The sequence below is a fragment of the Cobetia sp. genome, from assembly GCF_983723665.1.
Map to the genome: position 1 here is coordinate 1 of NZ_CFDJES010000045.1, position 23,379 is coordinate 23,379.

Below are 23,379 nucleotides of genomic sequence, written 5' to 3' on the forward strand. Positions count from 1 at the left end.
TCAGGATCGGCATCTTGAAACGCTCGGCCATCTCCATCAGACGGCAGGCCTTGCGGTAGCCTTCCGGACGCGGCATGCCGAAGTTGCGACGCACCTTTTCCTTCACGTCGCGGCCTTTCTGGTGACCGATCACCATCACCGGCTTGTCGTCGAGACGCGCGATACCGCCGACCAGCGCTTCGTCGTCCGCGTAGTGACGGTCGCCGTGCAGCTCATCGAAATCCGTGAACAGATTCTCGAGGTAGTCGAGGGTATACGGGCGCTGCGGGTGACGTGCCAGCTGAGATACCTGCCAGGCGCCGAGGTCCTTGAAGATGGACTCGGTGAGCTTGGTGCTCTTTTCCTGCAGGCGAGCGATCTCGTCAGACAGGTTGACCTGGGAGTCGTTACCGACCAGACGGAGTTCCTCGATCTTGGCCTGCAGCTCGGCGATCGGCTGTTCAAAGTCCAGATAATTGGGATTCATAAGGCGTTTCGTTCGTCGTCTCGGGCAGCCAGGAAAGCGAGTCGGCCGGGTCACTCCCCCTGAGCACACGCTCAGGCGATCTGTGGCTCGCGGCGGTCACAGTCGGCATGGAATTGGGTACGGAAAAGATGGACAGGCATTATCGCACCCTGTTCGACAGGTGCAAACCTTGCCCGCCTGTTAGGCGTGGATTAACTCTGCGCCCACGCCGCTCATCTCGCTGCTACGCCTGCCCCGCCGCTTGGCGAGGCAGGCACCATCCGGTGGGCCAGCACCTCAGTCACGGTACTTGAGGCGCACACCGCGCTGGCCTTCCACCTCACCCAGCTGAATCAACAACTCATCACTGGGCGCAACGCGCCATTGCTCGCCCAGCTCCAGCCAGGCCTCCGCCGCGGCGTTGCGATAACGCAGGCGCATCGGCAGGCCTTCACTGGCCAGGTGTGGCGTCAGCAAGGTGGTCAGCTGCTGGGTGAAGCGACCGCCGATGTCCTCGGCGGCGATACTCATCTCGACCGCCTCACCGAAGCGCGCCCGCGCATCGATGATCGGCGTGACGTCCTTGCCGCGCAGACGCAGGCCACCGGAATAGTCATCCTGGCTGACCTCGCCCTCGACGATCACCACGCTGTCAGGCACCAGCTTGTTGCGCACCTGATCATAGAGCTCACCGAACATCGAGGCCTCGATGCGTCCGGTGCGGTCATCCAGGGTCACGAAGGCCATGGTGTCGCCCCGCTTGGACTTCATGGTGCGCATGGCGATCACCAGCCCGGCGATGCGCTGCGGCTCACGCGACGGCTTGAGGTCACTGATGCGCGCATTGATGAAGCGCTTGAGCTCACCCTCATACTCATCGATGGGATGGCCGGTCAGATAGAGCCCCAGCGTGTCCTTCTCGCCGGTGAGGCGCTCCTTGTCGGTCCACTCGCGCGCCTTGCGATAGCCGGCGTAGACATCGGTTTCCGGCTCGCTGAAGGCATCGCCGAACATGTCGGTGATGCCGACATCGTTGTTGGCGTGATTCTGGGAGGCAGCCTTGAGCGCATCTTCCACCGCCAGCATCAGCACCGCACGCGACGGGCCGATGTTGTCCAGCGCGCCGGAGCGGATCAGCGCTTCCAGGGTGCGCTTGTTGATCTTCTTGGCGTCGATGCGCTTGCAGAAATCGAAGATGTCGCTGAACGGGCCACCCTCGGCGCGCGCGCTGACGATAGCATCGATCGGGCCCTCGCCGACGCCACGGATGGCGCCCAGGCCGTAGACGACGCGCCCTTCCAGGTCGACGGTGAACTTGTAGCCGCCGATGTTCACATCCGGCGGCGTGACCGTCAGACCGATATGACGGCACTCCTCGATCAGCGGCACCACCTTCTCGATGGTCTGCATCTCGGTCGAGATTACCGCGGCCATGAACGGCCCCGGATAGTGCGCCTTCAGCCAGCCTGTCTGATAGGAGACGAGGCCATAGGCCGCCGAGTGCGACTTGTTGAAGCCGTAACCGGCGAATTTCTCCACCAGGTCGAAGATGTTGCCGGCCAGGTCCTTGTCGATGCCCTTGCCCGCACAGCCTTCCATGAAGCCGGCGCGCTGCTTGGCCATCTCTTCCGGCTTCTTCTTGCCCATCGCGCGGCGCAGCATGTCGGCCTGACCCAGCGTATAGCCGGCCAGCACCTGCGCGATCTGCATGACCTGCTCCTGGTACAGGATGATGCCGTAGGTCGGCTCCAGTACCGGCTTGAGCAGCTCATGCTGGTAATCCGGGTGTGGATAAGACACTTCGGAACGACCGTGCTTGCGGTTGATGAAGTCATCCACCATGCCGGACTGCAGCGGGCCGGGACGGAACAGGGCCACCAGGGCGATCATGTCTTCCAAGCAGTCGGGCTTGAGCTTCTTGATCAGCTCCTTCATGCCGCGGGATTCCAGCTGGAAGACAGCCGTCGTCTCCGCCTTCTGCAGCATGTCGAAGGTCTTGGCATCATCCAGCGGGATGTCATCGATATCCAGCGGCGCCAGCCCTTCCCGCTCACGGATCTTGTCGACCATCTCGGTCGCCCAGTCGATGATGGTCAGGGTGCGCAGACCCAGGAAGTCGAACTTGACCAGCCCGGCCTCCTCGACGTCGTTCTTGTCGAACTGGACCACCAGACCGCTGCCATCTTCATCACACAGCAGCGGCGCGAAGTCGGTCAGCTTGGTCGGCGCGATCACCACGCCCCCGGCGTGCTTGCCGGTGCCGCGCGTGGTGCCCTCGAGCTTGAGCGCCATCTCCCAGATTTCCTGGGCTTCCTCGTCGTTGTCGATGAATTCCTTGAGCTGCGGCTCCTGCTCGATGGCCTTCTCGAGCGTGATGCCGACCTCGAAGGGAATCAGCTTGGAGAGCTTGTCACCCAGCGAGTAAGGCTTGCCCTGGGCACGCGCCACGTCACGCACCACGGCCTTGGCGGCCATGGTGCCGAAGGTGACGATCTGCGAGACCGCGTTGCGCCCGTAGCGCTCGGCCACGTAATCGATCACGCGGTCACGCTTCTCCATGCAGAAATCGACGTCAAAGTCGGGCATCGAGACACGTTCCGGGTTCAGGAAGCGCTCGAACAGCAGGTCATATTCCAGCGGGTCCAGATCGGTTATCTTCTGGGCGTAGGCCACCAGCGAGCCGGCACCGGAACCACGCCCCGGACCGACCGGCACGCCGTTGTCCTTGCCCCACTGGATGAAGTCCATGACGATCAGGAAGTAACCGGGGAAGCCCATCTGCAGGATGATGTCGAGCTCGAAATCCAGCCGCGTGCGGTAGCGCTGCTCGATCTCGGCCCAGGCCTCGCTGTCGCGCGGATGCCTGGCGTGCGGATACAGCTTGTCGAGGCGCTCCGTCAGGCCATCATGCGAGACCTTGCGGAAGAACTGGTCCATCGTCATGCCTTCCGGCACAGGGAACTCGGGCAGGAAGTAGGTGCCCAGCTGCACGGTCACCGAGCAGCGCGCCGCGATCAGCACACTGTTCTCGAGCGCTTCGGGAATGTCGGAGAACAGCTCGCTCATCTCCTCGGCGCTCTTCAGGTACTGCTCATCGCTGTAGCGGGTCTCGCGCCGCGGGTCATCCAGCGCCTTGCCTTCGCCGATGGAGACGCGCGTCTCGTGGGCCCAGTAGTCCTCGCGCTTGAGGAAGCGCACATCATTGGTGGCGACCACCGGCGTATCGGTGGCCTCGGCCAGCGCTACCGACAGGTGCAAGCACTCTTCCTCGTACTGACGCTGAGTGCGGGTCAGCTCCAGATAGAAGCGATCCCCGAACACCGCCTTCCACTCACCGAGCAGTGCCCGGGCGCTGTCTTCGTGGTCCGACAGCAGATGACGGCCGATCTCGCCTTCACGGCCACCGGACAGCACGATCAGGCCCTCGGCCTGCTCGAAGATCCACTGTTTCTCGAGGTAGGCGCGGTCCTGCTTCTGGCCATCGGTCCAGCCGCGCGAGATCAGCTCGGTGAGGTTGCGATAGCCGGTGTCGTTCATCGCCAGCAGCGTGAGGCGATACGGGCGCGTGGCATCCTGGGGATTGATCAGCCACATGTCGGCACCGATGATCGGCTTGATGCCGGCAGCGCGCGCATTGGAGTAGAACTTGACCAGCCCGAACAGGTTGGCCTCGTCAGTCACCGCGACAGCCGGCTGGCCCGCCGCGGCGGTCGCCTTGATCAGCGGCTTGACGCCGGGCAGACCATCGACGAGGGAGAACTCGGTGTGAACGCGCAGGTGAACAAAGGGCGTGGTCATGGAATCGGCTCGTGAAGTCGGCGTGACGGTGAAGGATTCGGTTGCGGCGGGTGCTGTCGTCGCTGCGGGTGCCGGCGGCGGCTGCGAGGCTGAAGGCTCGGGCTTCAAGGATAGCCTGTCAGCGCCATCGTCTGAAGGCATAGCATCTGAAGGCGCAGCATCCGCCCGGGCAGGCTCGACTGACGGGGATGCCGTGGTCTCACTGGCATCAGTCAGACCACGGCTGGCGGCTTTTTTGCCGTGGGCTGCTGGCTCGGCTCGCTTGCCTCGCTCAACGTCACGCTCGGCTCTGGCGTCGCTGCCTGCGGGGCCGGAAGCGCAATCAGCGCGTCCGGCGGCACGGCCTGTGGCACGTGCCCCGACATGAACAGTCGCTTGACCGGCCCGAAGCTCTTGCGATGCAAGGTGAGGATGCCATGTTCCTCGATGGCGGCCTGATGCTCGCGGGTCGGGTAGCCCTTGTGACGCGCGAAGCCATAGGCGGGGAAGTGTGAATCCAGCGCCGCCATCTGGGCATCACGATGCACCTTGGCCAGAATCGAAGCCGCGCCGATGGCAGCGTGGCGCAGGTCGCCCTTCACCACCGCCATGCCGGGGATGTCGTGTCCCGGCAGGCGATTGCCATCCACCAGCAGGTATTCCGGGCGCACGCCCAGTGCATCGATGGCGCGCCGCATGGCCAGGTGCGTGGCCTGATAGATGTTCAGCTCATCGATCTCGTCGCTGGTGGCCTCGGCGATCGCCCACGCCCAGGCACGGGCCCGAATCTGCTCGTAGAGGGCCAGACGCTTCTTCTCGCTGAGCTTCTTGGAGTCCGTGATGCCCTCGATGGGGTCATTCGGGTCCAGAATCACCGCTGCCGCCACCACCGGGCCGACCAGCGGCCCACGCCCGACCTCATCGATACCGGCCAGCAACTGCCCCTGATAGGGAATCACCAGCGGCGGAAAATCATCGGCGGGTTTACGCTTGCGCGCAGAAGGCGTGGTGACGTGGCTGTCGGCAGAGTCGGTCATGATATCTCGAGGCGTAAGACAACAGGCAGAGCGCCAATGCGATCTGCCTGTCGAGGTGATTCAATCAAGGGTAGCGCAATGTCTGGCGGCGACACGCGGGATCAGCGTCCGGCCAGTTCACCGATGGCGATGGCGGCCGCGGCGCTGGCATCACAGGTCAGTTCACGATGCATGGCGGTGAAACGCTCACGCAGTTCTCGTTGGCGGGCGACGTCACCGGCGGCACGCGACAGCAATGGCGCAAGGCTTTCCTCGATGGACTCCGGCGTGGCGGCGTCCTGGATCAGCTCCGGCACCAGCGTCTCGCGGGCGATCAGATTGGGCAGGGAAATCCACTCGGTCTTGACCATATGCCGCGCGATGCGATGCGTCATCGGCGCCATGCGATAGGCCACCACCATCGGACGATGACAGAGCAGGCATTCGAGCGCCGCCGTGCCGGATGCCAGCAGCACGGCATCGGCGGCGGTCATCGCTTCACGCGATTGGCCATCCACCAGATGGATGCGGCTGCGATCCAGCCCTGCGCGCTCCGCCATCAGGGACTCGAGCTCGGTGCGCCGCAGCGGCGTGGCCGCCGGGATCACCACCTCAAGGCCGGGATAACGCTGACAGAGACGCTCGATGGCGGCCAGGAAGGTCTCGCCGAGAAAGCGGATCTCGTTGGCGCGGGAGCCCGGCAACACCGCCAGCAGCTGCACTTCCGGGTCGATCCCCAACTGTCCACGGGCAGCAGCGCGATCATCCTCGAGCGGCAACTCATCGGCCAGCGGATGACCGACGAAGGTCACCGGCACCTGATGCTCACGATAGAAGGCGGCCTCGAAGGGCAGGAAGGTCAGCATGCGATCGACGGCGCGCCGAATGGTCTTCACGCGCCCCTGACGCCAGGCCCACACGGAGGGGCTGACGTAGTGCGCGGTGGTGATGCCCTGCTTGCGCAGGCGCAGCTCGAGCCCCAGATTGAAGTCCGGGGCATCGATGCCGATCATCACGTCGGGTTGCCACTCAAGGGCGTCGCGCAACAGATGGCGACGCACCTTGATCAGCGCCGGCAGATGCTTGAGCACCTCGACCAGCCCCATCACCGACAGCGTTTCCAGCGGATAGAGGCTGTCGAAGCCCTCGGCCTGCATGCGCGGGCCGCCGATGCCACGGAACTCGACATCGGGATAGCGCGCCTTGAGCGCGTGCATCAGGCTGGCACCGAGGATGTCACCGGAGAGCTCACCGGCTACCAGGTAGATGCGCATGCTCAGCGAGTCAGACCGCGAGTGGACGCCTTGAGCGAGGCGATGAAGACATCGCGCTCGGCCAGCGGCGGCTCGGCTTCCAGCTGCTCGAGGGCCTGGGCCAGCGTCAGACCCTGACGGAAGACCGTCTTGTAGGCCGTGTTCAGCGCGGAGATGGTCTCGCGGCTGAAACCACGACGCTTGAGGCCGACGCTGTTGAGGCCATGCGCTTCCGCCGGATGGCCATTGACCATCACGAAGGCCGCGATGTCCTTGGTGATGATGGAGCCACCACCCGCCATGGCATGTTCGCCGATATGGCAGAACTGATGCACCGCCGACAGGCCACCCAGAATGACGTGGTTGCCGAGATGGACATGGCCACCCAGCGTCGCCTGATTGGCCATGATGCAGTCGTCACCGATGATGCAGTCATGGCCGACATGCGAGTAGGCCATGAACAGGTTGCGACTGCCGATACGCGTGAGACTGGCATCCTGGACGGTGCCGCGATGCAGGGTCACGCCCTCGCGGATGACGTTGTCATCCCCGATTTCCAGACGCGTCGGCTCACCGGCGTACTTCTTGTCCTGACAGTCCTCGCCCACTGACGCGAACTGGAAGATACGGTTGCGCTCACCGATGACGGTGGTGCCCTTGATGACGACATGCGGCCCCACCACCGTGCCAGCGCCGATCTCGACATCAGCCCCGATCACGCAGAACGGGCCGACCTCGACATCATCGGCCAGGCGGGCGCCGGGATCGACAATGGCAGTAGGATGTATCAAGCGACCTTCCTCTCGGCACAGATGATTTCGGCCTCGCAGACCAGATCGCCGTCGACCTTGGCCTGACAGGCGAATTTCCAGATGCCACGCTTCTCGCGCAGCACGCGGGCGCTGATCTCGAGCTGGTCACCCGGCATCACCGGGCGCTTGAAGCGCACATTGTCGCTTCCGACGAGATAATAGATGTAGCCATCGGCGGGACGTTTGTCGACGGTCTTGAAGCCGAGAATACCCGCCGCCTGAGCCATGGCTTCCACGATCAGAACGCCCGGCATGATCGGGTGCTCCGGGAAGTGACCATTGAAGAACGGCTCATTGATGCTGACGTTCTTGCGCGCGACGATGAACTCGCCAAGGGTCAGGTCCATGACACGATCGATCAGCAGGAAAGGATAGCGGTGCGGGAGATACTCACGGATCTCGTTGACGTCCATAACCATTGGCTTGCAACCTCTGAAATAACGAAATGCCTGCCGCTCGCGGGCAGGCATGTAATGACGGTCCGGACCGCCGTTCGGGCAATGGCGCGCATTATAGCGTCCTTGCGCGTGGCTGGCAGCCGCTCATTGCCCGACAGTGCGCCAAGCAGGTGCGAGACTCTGCTCTGGACAGGTACTACCCGGGCTTGCAGTACTACTTGTCCTTCAAACTCTTCTCGACCTGATTCAAGCGTCGCGCCAACTGATCCAACTGCTTGAAACGTACGGCATTTCTGCGCCACAGGCCGTTGTCCATCGCGCCAGTGCCGGAGGAATAGACGCCCGGCTTGGTGATGGAGTTGGTCACCAGACTCATGCCGGTCACCTGCACGCCATCGGCGATCTCCAGGTGGCCCGCCAGACCCACACCGCCGCCCATCAGACAGTAGCGACCGACCTTGGTGGAGCCGGCGATGCCGACACAGCCCGCCAGCGCCGAGTGGTCACCGATCTGCACGTTGTGCGCGATCTGGACCTGGGAGTCGATCTTGACGTCATTGCCGATGATGGTGTCGCCGAGCGCGCCACGATCGATGCTGGTGCAGCTGCCGACTTCGACATCATCGCCGATCAGCACGCCGCCGAGCTGGGCGATCTTGTGCCAGCCCTTGCCATCGTGGGCAAAGCCGAAGCCATCGGCGCCGATCACGCAGCTGCTGTGGAGTACCGCACGCGCCCCGATCACCACGCCATGATAGAGCGTGACATTGGGGTGCAGCAGACAGCCCTCGCCCAGCATGCTGTCAGCCCCGATCACGCAACCCGCGTGAATGCGCGTGTTGTCGCCGATGCTGACGCCCGGGCCGATAACGACCTGCGGGCCGACCTCGACATTGGCCCCCAGGGTTGCGGTCTCGTCGATGACGGCACTGGCGTGCACGCTCGCCTGAGGCTCGACCGCCAGCGGATCGAACAGACGCGACAGCTCAGCGTAGGCCAGATACGGATTGTCCAGCACGAGGGCATTGCCCTTGCACTCTTCAAGATGGCTTTCATGCAGCAGCACGGCAGTCGCGGCGGTTTCCCCGAGATACTTGAGGTAGGCGCGATTGGCGAGGAAGGCGATATCGCCGGGCTCAGCATCGACCAGCGTCGACAGGCCGGTGACCCGGACAGCCGGGTCACCGACGAGACGAGCGCCCAGCCGCTGAGCCAGATCCTCGAGAGTGTAAGAGAATTGTCGCTTTTTCATTCTGTCTCTGGGCGCTGAGCGCCTCTGGCTCGCATTCGCGTTGGCATGCTCGGATGCAACACATCCCGCACGCTTGCGCGCGCGGGATGCACTCAGTTGAGCGAGTTGAACACCTGAGTCACTTCATTGGTCAGGTCCATACCGTCCTTGCTGTAGACCGTCGCATTGCGGTCGACCAGCAGCTCGATGCCATGCTTGTCGACGACCTGCTGGATGGCCTTGTCGAGCTTCGGCTTGGACTGCTTGAGGAAGGTCTGCTCCGCCTGTTGCTGCTGCTGCTGGACCTGGCCACGCAGCTGCTGGAACTGGCCGCCCTTCTGGCGCAGCTGCTGCTGCACGGACTGACGCTCGGAATCGGACATCACGGCGCCGTCCTTCTGCAGCTTGGCCTGCAGGGATTCCAGTTCCTTGGCGAGTGCCTTGGCCTGGTCCTGCTTGCCGGCCAGCTGATTCTTGAGCTGGTTCATGGAAATCTTGGCCGAGTCGGAACTCAACAGCGCCTGGCGCCAGTCGAGGACCGCGACTTCGGTGGCCTGTGCCAGCATCGGAGTCGCCATGGCGGCAAGGCCACCAGCCAGACACAGGGCGCGGGTCAATTTACGCATCACACAAACTCCTTGTAGGCCTGTTGTTCAGTCACTGATGACTCAGCGACCGACGGTGCGAGGACCGGCGACGGAACAGGGACAGCGCCGCCGGTGGTCGTGACGAAGGCCGCACCGGCTCAAGCGGGTGCGGCCTCGTACGGCCTTAGAAGGTCTGGCCCAGCGAGAACTGGAAGATCTCGGTGTCATCATCGTCATCGTCACCGATCGGCTGGGCGACACTGAAGGTCAGCGGGCCCACCGGCGTGATCCACGACAGGCCGATACCGGCACTGTAATTCAGCTCGCCCAGGTCGACACCGCTTTCACAGCTGCTGGTGTCACTGGAGCTCACGTCGTAGCACGACGTCAGATAGGTGTTACCGGCATCGACGAAGAACGACGGCTGCACAGAGCGCTTGTCCTTGATGAAGGGCATCGGGAAGATCAGGTCCACCCCACCTTCGATCAGGATGTTGCCGCCGATGGTATCGTCGTCACCATCGTTCTGTTCGGTGGTGGCCTGCCCCAGGGTATTGGAGCTGTAGCCACGCACGCTGCCCAGACCGCCGGCATAGAAGTTCTTGAAGAACGGATAGGTATCGCCGGAGAACGAGTTGGCATAGCCCAGCTCGGTACGGAACTTGAGTGACCAGTCCTGACTCAGCTCGAAGAACTTGGACCCCTTGTAGCGGAGCTTGTAGTAATCCGCATCGGAGCCCGGCACCGCCACTTCCAACGACAGCAGCTGAGAGCTGCCCGCCGTGGGCAGGATGCCACGGTTGAGGTTGTTGCGAGACCAGCTGGCCGTCAGCTTGTAGAGGTTGAAGTCTTCGCCTTCATCCTCGATGAACTGCGTGACCTCCGCCGGGCTGTCGTCGAAGTCCTTGACGCGCACGAACTCGTAACCGCCGCCGAAGTTCAGACGTGACAGCTCGTTGATCGGGTAACCGAAGTTGATCCCGCCACCGAAGCTGTCGGTCGCGTAGCTGGCGACGTCGTCATCATCGTCGTAGTCCACCTTGCGGTAGAACATGTTGTAGCCGCGCGAGATGCCATCCAGCGTCCAGTACGGGTCGGTATAGCCGAAGCTGACGTTGGTGTAGTCATCCGATTTCTGGGCGTTGATGTTGACTTCGTTACCGGTACCCAGGAAGTTCTTCTGCGACAGGCCCACCCCGTAGATGACACCGTCACCCTGGGAGAAACCGACCGACGCCGAGATCGAGCCTGACGGCTGCTCCTCGACGTTGTAGTTGACGTCCAGCTGGTCCGGCTCGCCGGCGACAGGACGCGTGTCGACATCGACCTGCTTGAAGAAGCCGAGGCGCTCAAGCTTCTGCTTGGACTGCTTGATCTTGTCGGTGGAGGCCGGTGCACCTTCCAGCTGGGTCATCTCACGACGCAGCACTTCGTCTGCAGTGGTGGTGTTGCCCTTGAAGTTGATGCGACGCACGTAGGCCCGCTTGCCGGGGTCGACCGCGAAGGTCAGATCGACGGTGTCGCTCTCTTCGTTGACCTCCGGCACCGCGTTGACCTTGGCGAAGGCGAAGCCGTCGGCACCCAGTGCCTGGCGCAGCGCCTCGCTGGAAGCAGTCACATCACGCTGGGAATAGAGGGCATCCGGGGCGAGCTTGACCAGATCGCGGGCGCGCTCTTCCTTCATCTTCAGGTCACCGGCAAAGCCGATATTGCCGATCTTGTACGGCTTGCCTTCATCGACGTTGATGGTGACGAAGATCTCGGACTTGTCCGGCGAGATGGACACCTGGGTCGAGCGCACCTGGAAGTTGACGTAACCGCGATCGAGATACCAGGACTTGAGGGTCTCGATATCGCCGGTCAGCTTCTCCCGCGAGTATTCATCATCGGAGAACCAGCCGAAGAACCAGCTCGGCTTGTCTTCCAGCTCCAGCTGTTCGCGCAGGGTCTCGTCATCGAAGGCATCGTTGCCGACGATGTTGATCTGATGAATCTTGGCGATCGCGCCTTCCTTGACGTCGATGTTGACCTGTACGCGGTTGCGCTCGAGTTCCTCGACGGAGGTCTCGATACGCGCGCTGTAGCGGCCCTGAGCCTGGTAGACACGCTCGAGCTCACGCTGCATCTCTTCCAGCGTGGAGCGCTGCAGAACCTGACCCTCGGCCAGCCCTGCTTCCTTGAGGCCCTTGCGCAGGTCTTCGTCGGGAATCTGCGAGTTGCCGTCAATCTCGATCTTGGAGATCGTCGGGCGCTCGACCACATCGATGATCAGGACATCGCCATCACGCTTGAGGCGGATGTCGTCGAACAGGCCCGTATCGAACAGCTGACGCGCAGCCGAGGACAGGTCCTCTTCTTCCACATTCTGATCCGCGGAGACGGGGAAGGCGTTGAAGACGGTGCCCGCAGACACGCGCTGGAGGCCCTCTACCCGGATGTCCGAAATTTTAAAAGATGCGGCCAAGGCGCCCTGACTGGCCCCGAGCAGCGCAGCTGCCAATCCAATGGTCTTGAGTTTCATGCAGTCGCTTCGCTTCTCTGGATTCCGCCCGCTTGGGTGAACAGGCACCTTATACACAACCCCCTGCAACTGACAAGACAGCTACGAGTGAGGATCGGCAATCGGGGCCGAAGTCGTGTGGGCATGATGACGGGAGTTGATCGCATTGACCAGCCCGTGCAATGAATTGACCCCCATGGGCATCGACAGTTCAGATTCGGTTCATCCTGCGGGAGCCATCACGTGCTGATGACTCCCCGAATCCGTCACCAAAGACGCATGAGATCGAAGTAGATGGCCATCAGCATGAGGGAACCGACCAGCGCCATGCCGATCTTCAGCCCCGCATTCTGGACCTCTTGCGAAAGTGGTTTGCCGCGCACGGCTTCCACCAGATAGAACAGCAGGTGACCGCCATCCAGCACCGGAATCGGCAGCAGGTTGAGGACACCCAGGCTGATGGAGAGATAGGCCATGAAGCCGAGGAAGGCCTCGAGGCCGGAGCGCGCCGTGTCGCCGGCGATACGCGCGATGGTGATCGGGCCAGACAGATTGGACGGTGCGATCAGACCGACCAGCATCTTGCGGATCGAATCCAGCGTCAGCACCGTCATCTCGCCGGTCTTGCCGACGGCCTGCCCGACGGCCGCCAGCGGCCCGAAGCTGAGCTCGCGCTGATACTGCTCGGGCCAGCTGACGTTCTCGACGCCGGCACCGACCTGCCCCACCACACGCCCGTCATCGAGCGAATTGCTGGCAGGTGTCAGTGACAGTGTCTCTTCCTTACCATCACGTGCCACCAGTACCGACAGCGTCTCACCCGGCGCACCGCGCACACGCTCGACGAAATCGATCCAGTCGACCACCAGGGTGCCATCGATGCTGACGATGCGGTCACCGGCCTGCAGGCCTGCCGCCTGGGCGGCACCACCGTCCAGCACCCGCCCCAGCACCGCCGGCAACTGAGGACGCCAGGCCGTGATGCCCAGCGTCACCAGCGGACGCGGCGGGTCCTGATCGACCAGGAAGCGTGTCACGTCGAGGGACTGCTCACGCGTGGCGCTGGCACCCTCGGCACGTGTGGTGAGCGTCAGGCTGTCATCGCCGATCGCACCGATCAAGCGCAGGTTGACCTCATCCCACGAGGGAGTGGCCTGACCATTGATGGCGACGATCTCGGTCTTCGGCGCAAGGCCGGCGCGGCCAGCCGGCGAGTCCGGCGCCACGGCACCGACCATCGGCACCACCGTGGTGGTACCGGCGACGAACAGCGCCCAGTAGGCGACGATGGCCAGCAGGAAGTTGGCCAGCGGGCCCGCCGAGACGACGGCGATACGCTTCCACACCGACTTGGTATTGAAGGCCAGATGACGCTCGGCCGGATCGACCGGCCCTTCGCGCTCATCCAGCATCTTGACGTAGCCACCCAGCGGGATGGCGGCGACCCCGTACTCGGTGCCGTGGCGATCGGTCCACGACCAGAAGGGTTTGCCGAAGCCGATGGAGAAGCGCAGCACCTTGATGCCGCAACGACGCGCGACCCAGAAATGACCGTACTCATGGATGGTGATCAACACCCCCAACACGACGATCACGGCAAGAATATTCTGGATCACACCCATCACGCGCTCCTGGAGATTGGTGCCCGAGATGGGCAGCCTGCCTTGCAACGCTCACGAAGAAAGTGACAAGACAGTGCAAGATAGGATTTCAGGGCCCGGCGAGGGCCAACTCGGCGGCAGCCAGCTCACGCGCCGCCGCGTCTTCGGCGAGAATCACCTCGAGGCCATCCACCGCCAGTGGCGGACGCGCCTGCATGACGGCCTGCACCACTGCCGGGATTCGATCGAAGGCCAGGCGACCCTCGAGGAAGGCGGCCACTGCCACCTCGTTGGCGGCATTCATCACCGCAGGCCAGGTGCCGCCTGCCGCGATGGCCTCGCGCGCCAGCCGCAGACACGGGAAGCGCGTCTCGTCGGCGGCACGGAAATCGAGGCGCGCGACCTGAAACAGGTCCAGCGGCTCGACGCCGGCATCGATACGCTCCGGCCACGCCAGCGCATAGGCGATCGGCGTACGCATGTCCGGATTGCCCATCTGGGCCAGCACCGAGCCGTCACTGTAGGCCGCCATCGAGTGAATCACGCTCTGGGGATGCACGACCACCTGGATGTCGTCCGGCCCGCAGGCGAACAGCCAGCAGGCCTCGATCAGCTCCAGGCCCTTGTTCATCAGGGTGGCGCTATCGACGGAAATCTTGCGCCCCATCGACCAGTTGGGGTGCGCGCAAGCTTCGTCCGGTGTCACCGTGGCCAGCCGCTCGGCAGGCCATTCGGCATCATCGCGGAACGGGCCGCCGGAGGCGGTCAGCAACAGCTTCTCGACGCCGATCGACGCCAGGCCATCACGATGCTGGGCCGGCAGGCACTGGAAGATGGCATTGTGCTCGGAATCGATCGGCAGCAGGGTCGCCCCGTGCTGCTTCACCGCATCCATGAACAGCTGCCCGGCACACACCAGCGCTTCCTTGTTGGCCAGCAGCACGCGCTTGCCGGCTCGCACCGCCGCCAGCGTCGGCAACAGGCCAGCCGCACCGACGATGGCGGCCATCACGCTATCGACTTCAGGCGCCTCGCTGATGTCGACCAGCGCCTGCTCACCATGGCGTACCTCGATGGGCGTGCCCTGATAGCTCTCGACGCCCTTGAGCGCCTCACTGAGCCACGCAGCCGCCTCGCACGAGGCGATCACCGCCACCTGCGGGCGATGCGTCAGGCACAGCTCCAGCAGCGCCTCGTGACGCGTGGCAGCGCTGAGCGCATGCACCCGATAGCGCTCGGGATGGCGCGCGATCACATCCAGGGTGCTGGACCCGATGGAGCCGGTCGCGCCGAGGATGGTGATGCGCTGCAACGCAGGCGCCTCATGAGGAGTCTCGTGGTTCACGCTCACGTTCACATTCGTGCTCACGCACCACCTCCCAGCACCCACGGCAACAACAGGGCAAACAGCGGCACCGCCGCGGTCAGGCTGTCGATGCGGTCCATCACGCCACCATGACCGGGCAGCAGATGGCTTGAGTCCTTCATCTGACGCTGGCGCTTGAACATGCTCTCGAGCAGGTCACCCAGCACCGAGACGGCGGTCACGCCCAGCGTGACCAGCAGCAGCGGCAGCCAGTCGGCCAGCCCCGCCAGCGCATAGCCGGTCGCCAGCAGGCCGGTGGCCACCAGACCACCATAGACGCCCTCCCAGGACTTGCCCGGGCTGACGCGCGGCGCCAGCTTGCGCTTGCCGAAGCGCTTGCCGGAGAAGTAGGCACCGATATCCGCCGCCCACACCATCAGCAGCACATACAGCAGCCACTCGCCGCCACTGGCCTTGAGCTGCACGAAGCCGAACCAGGTCGGCAGCAGTGCCAGCACGCCGACGCCCAGCCGCACGCCGGTCGCCTGCCATTCCTGACTGGCGGCCGGATAGCGCATCACCCAACGCAGATTGACCAGCCATGCCAGTGCGGCCAGATACAGCGGCCAACGCGCAAGAGCGCCATCGAACTGCCAGACCAGCAGCATCAGCACGCTGAGCACCAGCGGGAACAGCAGGCGCGCCATGCCGGCACGCACGCCAGACAGGTTGGACCACTCCCAGGCGGCCAACGCGACGACAGCGCCGGTGAAGGTGGCAAAGGCAGCACCGTCGAGGCCGAACAGCCCCCACAGCGCCAGCGGCGCGAGAATGAGCGCGGTGATGATTCGTTGTCTGAGCACTAGAGCCCCTCGGCGTCGAGTTGTTCGCTGGTCATGCCATAACGACGCTGACGCAGGGCGTAGGCGCTGAGCGCTTCATCGAAGGCGGCCGCATCGAAATCAGGCCACAGCACGGGCGAGAAATAGAACTCGGCATAGGCCAGCTGCCAGATCAGGAAGTTGGAGATGCGCTGCTCACCGCTGGTGCGGATACACAGATCCACCTCCGGCAGTTCGCTCAGGCACACTTCCGCCCCGAGACGTGACTCGTCGATGTCCGCGGCCTTGAGCTCGCCGCGCTCGACCTGCTCCGCCAGACGGCGGGCGGCCTCGGCGATATCCCAACGGCCGCCATAATTGGCGCAGATCACCACGTGCATGCCGCGATTGCCGCGCGTCATGTCTTCGGCGCTCTGGATATGCTTTTGAATCGAATTGGAAAAACGACTGCGCTCGCCGATGACCGAGAGTCGGATATCGTGGCGATGAAGCTTCTTGACCTCGCGCTTGAGCGCCAGCAGAAACAGCTCCATCAGCGCACTGACTTCATTGGCCGGGCGCTTCCAGTTCTCACTGGAGAAGGCAAACAGGGTCAGCACTTCCACGCCCTGCTCGGCAGCGCGACGGATGGTACTGCGGACGGTTTCGGCACCGGCGCGATGGCCGCGTATGCCAGCCCAGCCGCGGGACTTCGCCCAGCGGTTGTTGCCGTCCATGATGATCGCCACATGGCGTGGCGTGGAGGGGGAATTCGGTGACGTCATGGGGTCTCGCTACGAGCACCGGATGCCGCCGGCAAACGCCGGCGGCAGACCCGATCAGACCTGCATCAGGTCGGTTTCCTTGTGCTCCAGAGCACTGTCGACTTCCGCCACATACTTGTCGGTCAGCTTCTGGATCTCGTCTTCTCCGCGACGTGCATCGTCTTCGGAGATGTCCTTGTCCTTGAGCAGGCTCTTGATGTCGCCATTGGCGTCACGACGCACATTGCGGAGCGCCACGCGGGCGTTTTCCGCTTCTGCACGCGCCTGCTTGGTGTAACCGCGACGCGTCTCTTCCGTCAGCATCGGCATCGGGACGCGAATCACGTCACCGGCGGTGGACGGGTTGAGACCCAGGTCAGAAGTCATGATGGCCTTCTCGACCTTCGGCACCATGGGCTTTTCCCACGGCACGACAGTCAGGGTGCGCGCATCTTCGGTGGTGATGTTGGCCACCTGATTCAGCGGTACCTGGCTACCATAGTAATCGACCGTCACGGCATCCAGGATGCTGGGATGCGCACGACCCGTACGGATCTTGCCGAAGGCGGCACCGAGGGACTCGATGGTCTTCTTCATGCGTGATTCGGCGTCTTTCTTGATGTCGTTGATCACAGTCTTACCCTCTATCAATCAGCGTGCCTTCCTTGCCACCCACCACCAGGTTGAGCAGCGCGCCTGCCTTGTTCATGTTGAACACCCGCACCGGCATGTCATGGTCACGTACCAGGCAGATGGCGGTCAAATCCATCACGCCAAGCTTCTGGTCCAGCGCATCATCGTAGCTGAGGCTGTCGTACTTCACGGCATCCGGGAACTTGACCGGGTCCTTGTCGTAGACACCATCCACCTTGGTTGCCTTGATGACGGCATCCGCGTCGATCTCGATACCGCGCAGACAGGCAGCGGAATCGGTGGTGAAGAACGGGTTGCCGGTACCGGCGGAGAAGATGACCACATCGCCAGACGTCAGATAACGGATGGCGGTACGGCGATCATAATGTTCTACCACGCCACTCATCGGGATGGCAGACATCACGCGTGAACGGATGTTGGAGCGCTCCAGCGCATCACGCAGCGCCAGACCATTCATCACGGTCGCCAGCATGCCCATATGGTCACCGGTCACACGCTCCATGCCGACTTCCTGCAGGGCTGCGCCACGGAACAGGTTGCCGCCACCGATGACGATGCCGACCTGGACGCCGATGCCCACCAGCTGACCGATTTCCAGCGCCATGCGATCCAGCACCTTGGGGTCGATGCCGAAATCGCCATCGCCCATCAGGGCCTCACCGGAAAGCTTGAGCAGTATGCGCTTGTACTTGGCATTGCGTTCAGCGGAAATGGTGGCCATGCGAATCTCTCCTGATACTGACATACGGGGAACGGGGCGGCCCGAAGGCGGGGGCCAGATACACGATGGCGTGCGACTATGCGCACGCCATCATGAGAAGCGAAAACAGTCAGCCCTTACGCGCGGCTGGCCTGCTCACGGACTTCAGCTGCGAAGTCGACTTCTTCCTTCTCGATACCTTCACCGACTTCCATGCGTACGAAGGATACCACTTCACCACCGGCTGCCTTGACGAACTCGGCGACGGTCTGGTTCGGATCCTTGACGAACGGCTGTTCGGTCAGGCTGTTCTCAGCCAGGTACTTCTTCAGACGACCCTGGGACATCTTCTCGGCGATTTCCGCCGGCTTGCCTGCCATGTCCGGCTGAGCAAGGATGATGGCCTTTTCAGCGTCCATCTGTTCCTGCGGCATGTCGGACGGACGTGCACAGACCGGGTTGACGGCTGCGACGTGCATGGAGACGTCCTTGGCTGCTTCACCAGTACCGCCGTTCAGCAGGGTCAGCGCAGCGATGCGGCCGCCGTGGACGTAGCCACCGACGACGCCGCCAGCCGGCGCTTCGACCAGCTCGGCACGACGAACGGAGATGTTCTCACCGATCTTCTGAACCAGCTGACCACGGGTGTCTTCCAGCTCGCCTTCCATCAGGGAAGCGATGTCGGTGTTCTTGGTAGCGAACACACGATCGGCGATCAGCTGGGTGAAGGCCTTGAAATTGTCATCACGAGCGACGAAGTCGGTCTCGGAGTTGATTTCGACCATCACGCCGTAGCTGGCGTCGTCGGCGACCTTGATGACGATGGCGCCTTCAGCGGCCACGCGGCCAGCTTTCTTGGCGGCCTTCAGGCCGGAGTTCTTGCGCAGGTTCTCGATCGCCAGCTCGATGTCGCCACCGGCTTCGGTAAGAGCCTTCTTGCATTCCATCATGCCGAGCGCAGTACGCTCACGCAGTTCCTTGACCATAGATGCGCTGATAGCTGCCATGGGATGAAACCTCTGTCGTGTCGACGTCTTTGAATACGGGAATTCGGTCACGACCGCTGAACGGTCGCAAATAAGGGGGCCGTGGCCCCCTCATTGCCTGACCTGACTGCCACCTGGCTAGGCCATGCCGCACTTAGTGTAGCGCAGCGTTTGTGACAGTCAGATCAAGCCGCCAGGATCACTCTGCTGCGTCTTCTTCAGAAGCAGTTTCGACGAACTCACCGGCCAGCTCTTCTTCCTTGTTCTTGCCACAGGCGCCTGCAATTGCCTGGACATAGATCTGGATGGCGCGGATGGAGTCATCGTTACCCGGGATGACGTAGTCCACGCCGTCCGGGTTGGAGTTGGTATCGACGACGCCGATGACCGGGATGCCCAGCTTGTTGGCTTCGTTGATCGCGATGCGCTCGTGGTCAACGTCGATCACGAACATTGCGTCCGGCAGGCCGCCCATGTCCTTGATACCGCCGATGGAGCGCTCGAGCTTGTCCTGCTCACGAGTGGCCATCAGGACTTCTTTCTTGGTCAGCTTCGCGAAGGTACCGTCTTCATGCATCTGCTCGATTTCACGCAGGCGCTTGATGGACTGACGGATGGTCTTGAAGTTGGTCAGCATGCCGCCCAACCAGCGATGGTTGACGTACGGCTGGCCAGCCTTGCGAGCTTCTTCCTTGATGATCTTGCCGGCAGCGCGCTTGGTGCCCACGAACATGATCTTGTTGCCATTGGCAGCCATCTTCTCGACCACTGACACGGCTTCGTTCAGCGCCGGCAGGGTGTGCTCGAGGTTGATGATGTGGATCTTGTTGCGAGCGCCGAAGATGAACTTGGACATCTTCGGGTTCCAGTACTTGGTCTGGTGACCGAAGTGTGCGCCTGCCTTGAGCAGATCGCGCATGTTGACTTGCGCCATGTGAATATCTCCTGGATATCGGGTTGGGCCTCCACGTCCCCCATGGATCCGACCGCTTGCGCGGCACCCGGGACCATGTGACGGAACGTGTGTGGATTGGGGTTATGTACGTCAGTCCTTCAATCTCGCCTCGGCCAGGCGCCCGGAGGTGGCCGATCGAGGAGAATTTGCAGGAAAGCGCGCGGCTTTATACCATAGCTCGACCACGATATGAAGTCGCCACTGCCCGACGCGGCATGCGATGCGTCGCGCCATTCCCCCGTCACGCGCGGCCTGGCGGCGTTTCATCCCTCTTATCTCCTGCCTCGAGTCCTCATGAACATTCCCATCAAGACAGCTGAAGAAATCGACAAGATGCGCGTCGCCGGCCGTCTGGCGGCTGAAGTGCTGGAGCTGCTCGACGAGCATGTCCGTCCCGGCGTCACCACGGGCGAGCTCAACCGCATCGCGCACCACCACATCACCGAAGTTCAGGGCTGCATTCCGGCGCCGCTCAACTACCACGGCTTCCCGAAATCGATCTGCACCTCGATCAATCACGTGGTCTGTCACGGCATCCCCGATGACAACAAGAAGCTCAAGAAAGGCGACATCCTCAACATCGACATCACCGTGATCAAGGACGGCTATCACGGCGACACCTCGAAGATGTACATCGTCGGCGAGCCGAGCATCCAGGCCGAGCGTCTGTGCCGCGTCACCCAGGAATGCCTCTATAAAGGCATCGAGCTGGTACGCCCGGGCGTACGCCTGTCAGAAATCGGTCGCGCGATCCAGAAGCATGCCGAAGCGGCAGGCTACAGTGTCGTGCGTGACTTCTGCGGCCACGGCATCGGCGCCGGCTTCCATGAAGACCCGCAGGTGCTGCACTATGACGGCTACGAAGCCCGTGCCGACGCCGAGCTTCTGGAAGGCATGTGCCTGACCATCGAGCCGATGGTCAATGTCGGTGGCTACAAGGTGAAGGTCCTCAAGGACGACTGGACAGCCGTCACCAAGGACAAGAGCCTCTCGGCCCAGTGGGAGCACACCCTGCTGGTCACCGCCACCGGCGTCGAGGTGCTGACACGTCGCACGGAAGAGGACCTCTCCTTCCTCGAGGGTTGATCAAGATGCTCCTGCACCACTATCACTTCGTCGAGCGTGAAGCGCTCTACGATGCCGTCACCTTCGACGGCGAGCTGGCCACGACGAAGACACCCATCCCGCTGTTCAAGCGGGCTCTGGCACAGGTACAGGAGCGTCTCGAGGCTCGCTTCAAGGCGGGCGCCGACATCCGCGACCTCATCCATGGTCGTGCCCGCGCCATCGATCGCCTGCTGGCCATCGCCTGGCAGCGCCAGACCTGGCCGGATGACGGCATCGCCCTGCTCGCCGTGGGCGGCTACGGCCGCGGCGAGCTGCACCCGCATTCCGACATCGACCTGCTGCTGTTGCTGGAGCAGGACGACGACACGCCCTATCGTGAGGCGCTGTCCGACTTCATCACCTTCCTGTGGGACATCGGTCTCGAGATCGGCCAGTCCGTGCGCTCGCTGAGTGACTGCGAGCGTGAGGCACGCGCCGATGTCACCGTGATCACCAACCTGCTGGAATCCCGTGTCATCGCCGGCCCTCAGCGGCTGCGCGAGGCCATGCGCGAACGTCTGGCCACCGACCGTCTGTGGCCGGCCGAAGCCTTCTTCGAGGCCAAGTGGCAGGAGCAGATCGCTCGCCACCACAAGTTCGCCAACACCGAATATCACCTCGAACCCAACATCAAGTCGTCGCCCGGCGGCCTGCGCGATATCCAGATGATCGGCTGGGTCGCCAAGCGCCACTTCGGGGTCGAGCGCTACGACAATCTGGTCGCGCTGGGCTTCATGAATGATGCCGAACTGCGCATTCTCAGCCAGGGCCAGGCCTTCCTGTGGCAGGTGCGCTTCGCGCTGCACATGCTGGCCGGACGCGCCGAGGACCGGCTGCTGTTCGACCACCAGCGCACCATCGCCGAGCTGTTCGGCTTCCGCGACACGCCCGAGCATCTGGCGGTCGAGCAGTTCATGAAGCGCTACTACCGCCACGTCACCGCCCTGGCGGGCCTCAACGACATGCTGCTGCAGCACTTCGACGAGGCCATCCTGCGTCATGACGAGCCGGTCAACATCGTACCGCTCAATCCGCGCTTCGAGATCCGCAGCGGCTACATCAGCCTGCGCGAGGAAGGCGTGTTCCGCCGCCGCCCCGCCGCGCTGCTGGAGCTGTTCCTGCTGATGGCGCAGCACCCGGAGATCGAGGGTGTGCGCGCCGACACCATCCGCGCACTGCGCGATCATCGCCACCAGATCGACGACGCCTTCCGCGACGACGTGCGCCACCAGAGCCTGTTCATGGAGCTGATGCGCTGCGGCGGCAACGTGCCCCGCGTACTCAAGCGCATGGCGCGCTACGGCATCCTCGGCAAGTACCTGCCGGCCTTCGGGCGTGCCGTGGGGCTGATGCAGCACGACCTCTTCCACGTCTACACCGTCGATGCGCATACCCTGCGCCTGCTCAAGGTAGCCCAGGAATTCCGTGCCCCCGATGCCGAGGAGGAATTCCCGGTCGCCGCGACCCTGATCCGCGAGCTGCCCAAGCTGGAGCTGCTGTGGATCGCCGGGCTCTATCACGACATCGGCAAGGGCCGTGGCGGCGACCACTCCGAGATCGGTGCCGAGGAAGTCGAGGACTTCGCGCGCCGTCATGACCTCAGCCCGCGCGACACCCGCACCCTGAGCTGGCTGGTGCGCCACCACCTGCTGATGTCGATGACCGCGCAGAAGCAGGACATCGCCGACCCCGAGATCATCACCCGCTTCGCCGAGATCGTCGGTGACGAGACGCACCTCGATTATCTCTACGTGCTGACGGTGGCCGACATCAACGCCACCAACCCGTCGCTGTGGAACGGCTGGCGTGCGGCATTGCTGCGCCAGCTGCACATGGAGACGCGCCGGGCGCTGCGCCGTGGCCTCGAGCATCCGCCGGAGCGCCACGAGTGGATCACCGAGACCCGTGAGGAAGCGCTGTCCCTGCTGGCCGGCATGGGCACCACCCGCACTGACGCCGAGGCGCTGTGGGCCAGCCTCGGCGACGACTACTTCGTGCGCTATGCCCCCAGCGAGGTGGCCTGGCACACCCAGGGGATCCTCGCGCGCCAGGCAGCCCCGCAGCTCGACGAGCATGGCGAGCCGCTGCCGCTGGTACTGACCAGCGCGCCCACCGAGGAGATGACCGAAGGCGGCACCAAGGTCTTCATCCACACTCGCTCGGTGGACAACCTGTTCGCGGCCACTGCCGCGGCGCTGGAGCAGCTGGGGCTCTCGATCCACGATGCACGCATCGCCACCTCCAGCCACAACTGGACGCTCAACACCTTCATCCTGCTCGACGATGACGGCGAGCCGATCCGCGACGCCGCACGTCTGGCCGATATCCGCACCCATCTGGTCGAAGAGCTGGATGACCCGGACGACTACTCGGTGATCGTCAATCGCCATACGCCGCGCCAGCTCAAGCATTTCCGCATCGCGCCGCGCATCACGCTGAGTCAGGACTACACCAACGGCCGCAGCG

At 63.3% G+C, this 23,379-nt stretch carries 18 protein-coding genes and 1 pseudogene; 2 read left to right on the forward strand and 17 right to left on the reverse strand.

Annotated elements, in window-relative coordinates; genetic code table 11:
• From AC4FAH_RS06525 to rpsB, 17 genes and pseudogenes are all read right to left on the reverse strand, one after another.
• Positions 1-466 (reverse strand): Clp protease/crotonase-like domain-containing protein (locus AC4FAH_RS06525; RefSeq protein ID WP_490245787.1); only part of this gene is annotated, 466 nt, incomplete at its 3' end.
• A gap of 276 nt (positions 467-742) precedes the next feature.
• Positions 743-4,243, reverse strand: a complete 3,501-nt coding sequence (gene dnaE, locus AC4FAH_RS06530; protein WP_054556522.1) for a DNA polymerase III subunit alpha — start codon at positions 4,241-4,243, stop codon at positions 743-745.
• A 371-nt stretch (positions 4,244-4,614) separates the two neighbouring features.
• Positions 4,615-5,259, reverse strand: a pseudogene (gene rnhB, locus AC4FAH_RS06535) (ribonuclease HII); the annotation flags it as partial.
• A gap of 101 nt (positions 5,260-5,360) precedes the next feature.
• Positions 5,361-6,512 carry a lipid-A-disaccharide synthase gene (lpxB, locus tag AC4FAH_RS06540; protein WP_225347341.1) on the reverse strand — a complete coding sequence of 384 codons (1,152 nt, stop codon included), beginning with the start codon at positions 6,510-6,512 and terminating at the stop codon, positions 5,361-5,363.
• Between the two features lie 2 nt (positions 6,513-6,514).
• Positions 6,515-7,282, reverse strand: a complete 768-nt coding sequence (gene lpxA / locus AC4FAH_RS06545; protein ID WP_043333008.1) for an acyl-ACP--UDP-N-acetylglucosamine O-acyltransferase — start codon at positions 7,280-7,282, stop codon at positions 6,515-6,517.
• Complete coding sequence (fabZ, locus tag AC4FAH_RS06550) at positions 7,279-7,722, reverse strand: 3-hydroxyacyl-ACP dehydratase FabZ (RefSeq protein WP_043333010.1); 444 nt, start codon at positions 7,720-7,722, stop codon at positions 7,279-7,281. The genes lpxA and fabZ overlap by 4 nt, the downstream gene beginning before the upstream one ends.
• A 193-nt stretch (positions 7,723-7,915) precedes the next feature.
• Positions 7,916-8,953, reverse strand: coding sequence for a UDP-3-O-(3-hydroxymyristoyl)glucosamine N-acyltransferase (gene lpxD / locus AC4FAH_RS06555; protein ID WP_225347342.1), 1,038 nt, complete (start codon positions 8,951-8,953; stop codon positions 7,916-7,918).
• 92 nt (positions 8,954-9,045) lie between these two features.
• Complete coding sequence (locus tag AC4FAH_RS06560; RefSeq protein WP_043333014.1) at positions 9,046-9,558, reverse strand: OmpH/Skp family outer membrane protein; 513 nt, start codon at positions 9,556-9,558, stop codon at positions 9,046-9,048.
• A 145-nt stretch (positions 9,559-9,703) separates the two neighbouring features.
• Positions 9,704-12,040 carry an outer membrane protein assembly factor BamA gene (bamA, locus tag AC4FAH_RS06565; protein WP_172978726.1) on the reverse strand — a complete coding sequence of 779 codons (2,337 nt, stop codon included), beginning with the start codon at positions 12,038-12,040 and terminating at the stop codon, positions 9,704-9,706.
• A 245-nt stretch (positions 12,041-12,285) separates the two neighbouring features.
• A complete protein-coding gene (gene rseP / locus AC4FAH_RS06570) occupies positions 12,286-13,641 on the reverse strand; it encodes a sigma E protease regulator RseP (protein WP_043333016.1) in 1,356 nt (451 codons plus the stop codon).
• Between the two features lie 88 nt (positions 13,642-13,729).
• Positions 13,730-14,932, reverse strand: a complete 1,203-nt coding sequence (gene ispC / locus AC4FAH_RS06575) for a 1-deoxy-D-xylulose-5-phosphate reductoisomerase (RefSeq protein ID WP_490245789.1) — start codon at positions 14,930-14,932, stop codon at positions 13,730-13,732.
• A gap of 53 nt (positions 14,933-14,985) precedes the next feature.
• Positions 14,986-15,789, reverse strand: coding sequence for a phosphatidate cytidylyltransferase (locus tag AC4FAH_RS06580; protein WP_054556524.1), 804 nt, complete (start codon positions 15,787-15,789; stop codon positions 14,986-14,988).
• Positions 15,789-16,532 (reverse strand): polyprenyl diphosphate synthase, encoded by a 744-nt coding sequence (gene uppS, locus AC4FAH_RS06585; protein WP_043333020.1) that lies wholly within the window; start codon positions 16,530-16,532, stop codon positions 15,789-15,791. The genes AC4FAH_RS06580 and uppS overlap by 1 nt, the downstream gene beginning before the upstream one ends.
• A 54-nt stretch (positions 16,533-16,586) precedes the next feature.
• Entirely contained in the window at positions 16,587-17,144 is a 558-nt protein-coding gene (gene frr / locus AC4FAH_RS06590) for a ribosome recycling factor (protein WP_043333023.1), read from the reverse strand.
• Positions 17,145-17,148: 4 nt separating this feature from the next.
• The gene (pyrH, locus tag AC4FAH_RS06595; protein WP_225347344.1) at positions 17,149-17,886 is read right to left on the reverse strand and encodes a UMP kinase; all 738 of its coding nucleotides are present in this window, start codon (positions 17,884-17,886) and stop codon (positions 17,149-17,151) included.
• A gap of 116 nt (positions 17,887-18,002) precedes the next feature.
• Positions 18,003-18,872, reverse strand: coding sequence for a translation elongation factor Ts (gene tsf, locus AC4FAH_RS06600; RefSeq protein WP_043333025.1), 870 nt, complete (start codon positions 18,870-18,872; stop codon positions 18,003-18,005).
• 178 nt (positions 18,873-19,050) lie between these two features.
• Positions 19,051-19,785 (reverse strand): 30S ribosomal protein S2, encoded by a 735-nt coding sequence (rpsB, locus tag AC4FAH_RS06605; RefSeq protein ID WP_043333027.1) that lies wholly within the window; start codon positions 19,783-19,785, stop codon positions 19,051-19,053.
• A gap of 315 nt (positions 19,786-20,100) precedes the next feature.
• Here rpsB and map point away from each other — a divergent pair, with 315 nt between their 5' ends.
• Positions 20,101-20,892 carry a type I methionyl aminopeptidase gene (gene map / locus AC4FAH_RS06610; RefSeq protein WP_043333030.1) on the forward strand — a complete coding sequence of 264 codons (792 nt, stop codon included), beginning with the start codon at positions 20,101-20,103 and terminating at the stop codon, positions 20,890-20,892.
• A 5-nt stretch (positions 20,893-20,897) separates the two neighbouring features.
• Positions 20,898-23,379: [protein-PII] uridylyltransferase (glnD, locus tag AC4FAH_RS06615; protein ID WP_490245788.1), on the forward strand; the 2,482-nt coding region annotated here is incomplete at its 3' end.

Coding starts and splice junctions, on each gene's coding strand:
- dnaE (WP_054556522.1), bottom strand. CDS start 4,243: ATGACCACGCCCTTTGTTCACCTGCGCGTTCACACCGAGTTCTCCCTC.
- lpxB (WP_225347341.1), bottom strand. CDS start 6,512: ATGCGCATCTACCTGGTAGCCGGTGAGCTCTCCGGTGACATCCTCGGT.
- fabZ (WP_043333010.1), bottom strand. CDS start 7,722: ATGGTTATGGACGTCAACGAGATCCGTGAGTATCTCCCGCACCGCTAT.
- lpxD (WP_225347342.1), bottom strand. CDS start 8,953: ATGAAAAAGCGACAATTCTCTTACACTCTCGAGGATCTGGCTCAGCGG.
- AC4FAH_RS06560 (WP_043333014.1), bottom strand. CDS start 9,558: ATGCGTAAATTGACCCGCGCCCTGTGTCTGGCTGGTGGCCTTGCCGCC.
- bamA (WP_172978726.1), bottom strand. CDS start 12,040: ATGAAACTCAAGACCATTGGATTGGCAGCTGCGCTGCTCGGGGCCAGT.
- rseP (WP_043333016.1), bottom strand. CDS start 13,641: ATGGGTGTGATCCAGAATATTCTTGCCGTGATCGTCGTGTTGGGGGTG.
- uppS (WP_043333020.1), bottom strand. CDS start 16,532: ATGACGTCACCGAATTCCCCCTCCACGCCACGCCATGTGGCGATCATC.
- pyrH (WP_225347344.1), bottom strand. CDS start 17,886: ATGGCCACCATTTCCGCTGAACGCAATGCCAAGTACAAGCGCATACTG.
- tsf (WP_043333025.1), bottom strand. CDS start 18,872: ATGGCAGCTATCAGCGCATCTATGGTCAAGGAACTGCGTGAGCGTACT.
- rpsB (WP_043333027.1), bottom strand. CDS start 19,785: ATGGCGCAAGTCAACATGCGCGATCTGCTCAAGGCAGGCGCACACTTC.
- map (WP_043333030.1), top strand. CDS start 20,101: ATGAACATTCCCATCAAGACAGCTGAAGAAATCGACAAGATGCGCGTC.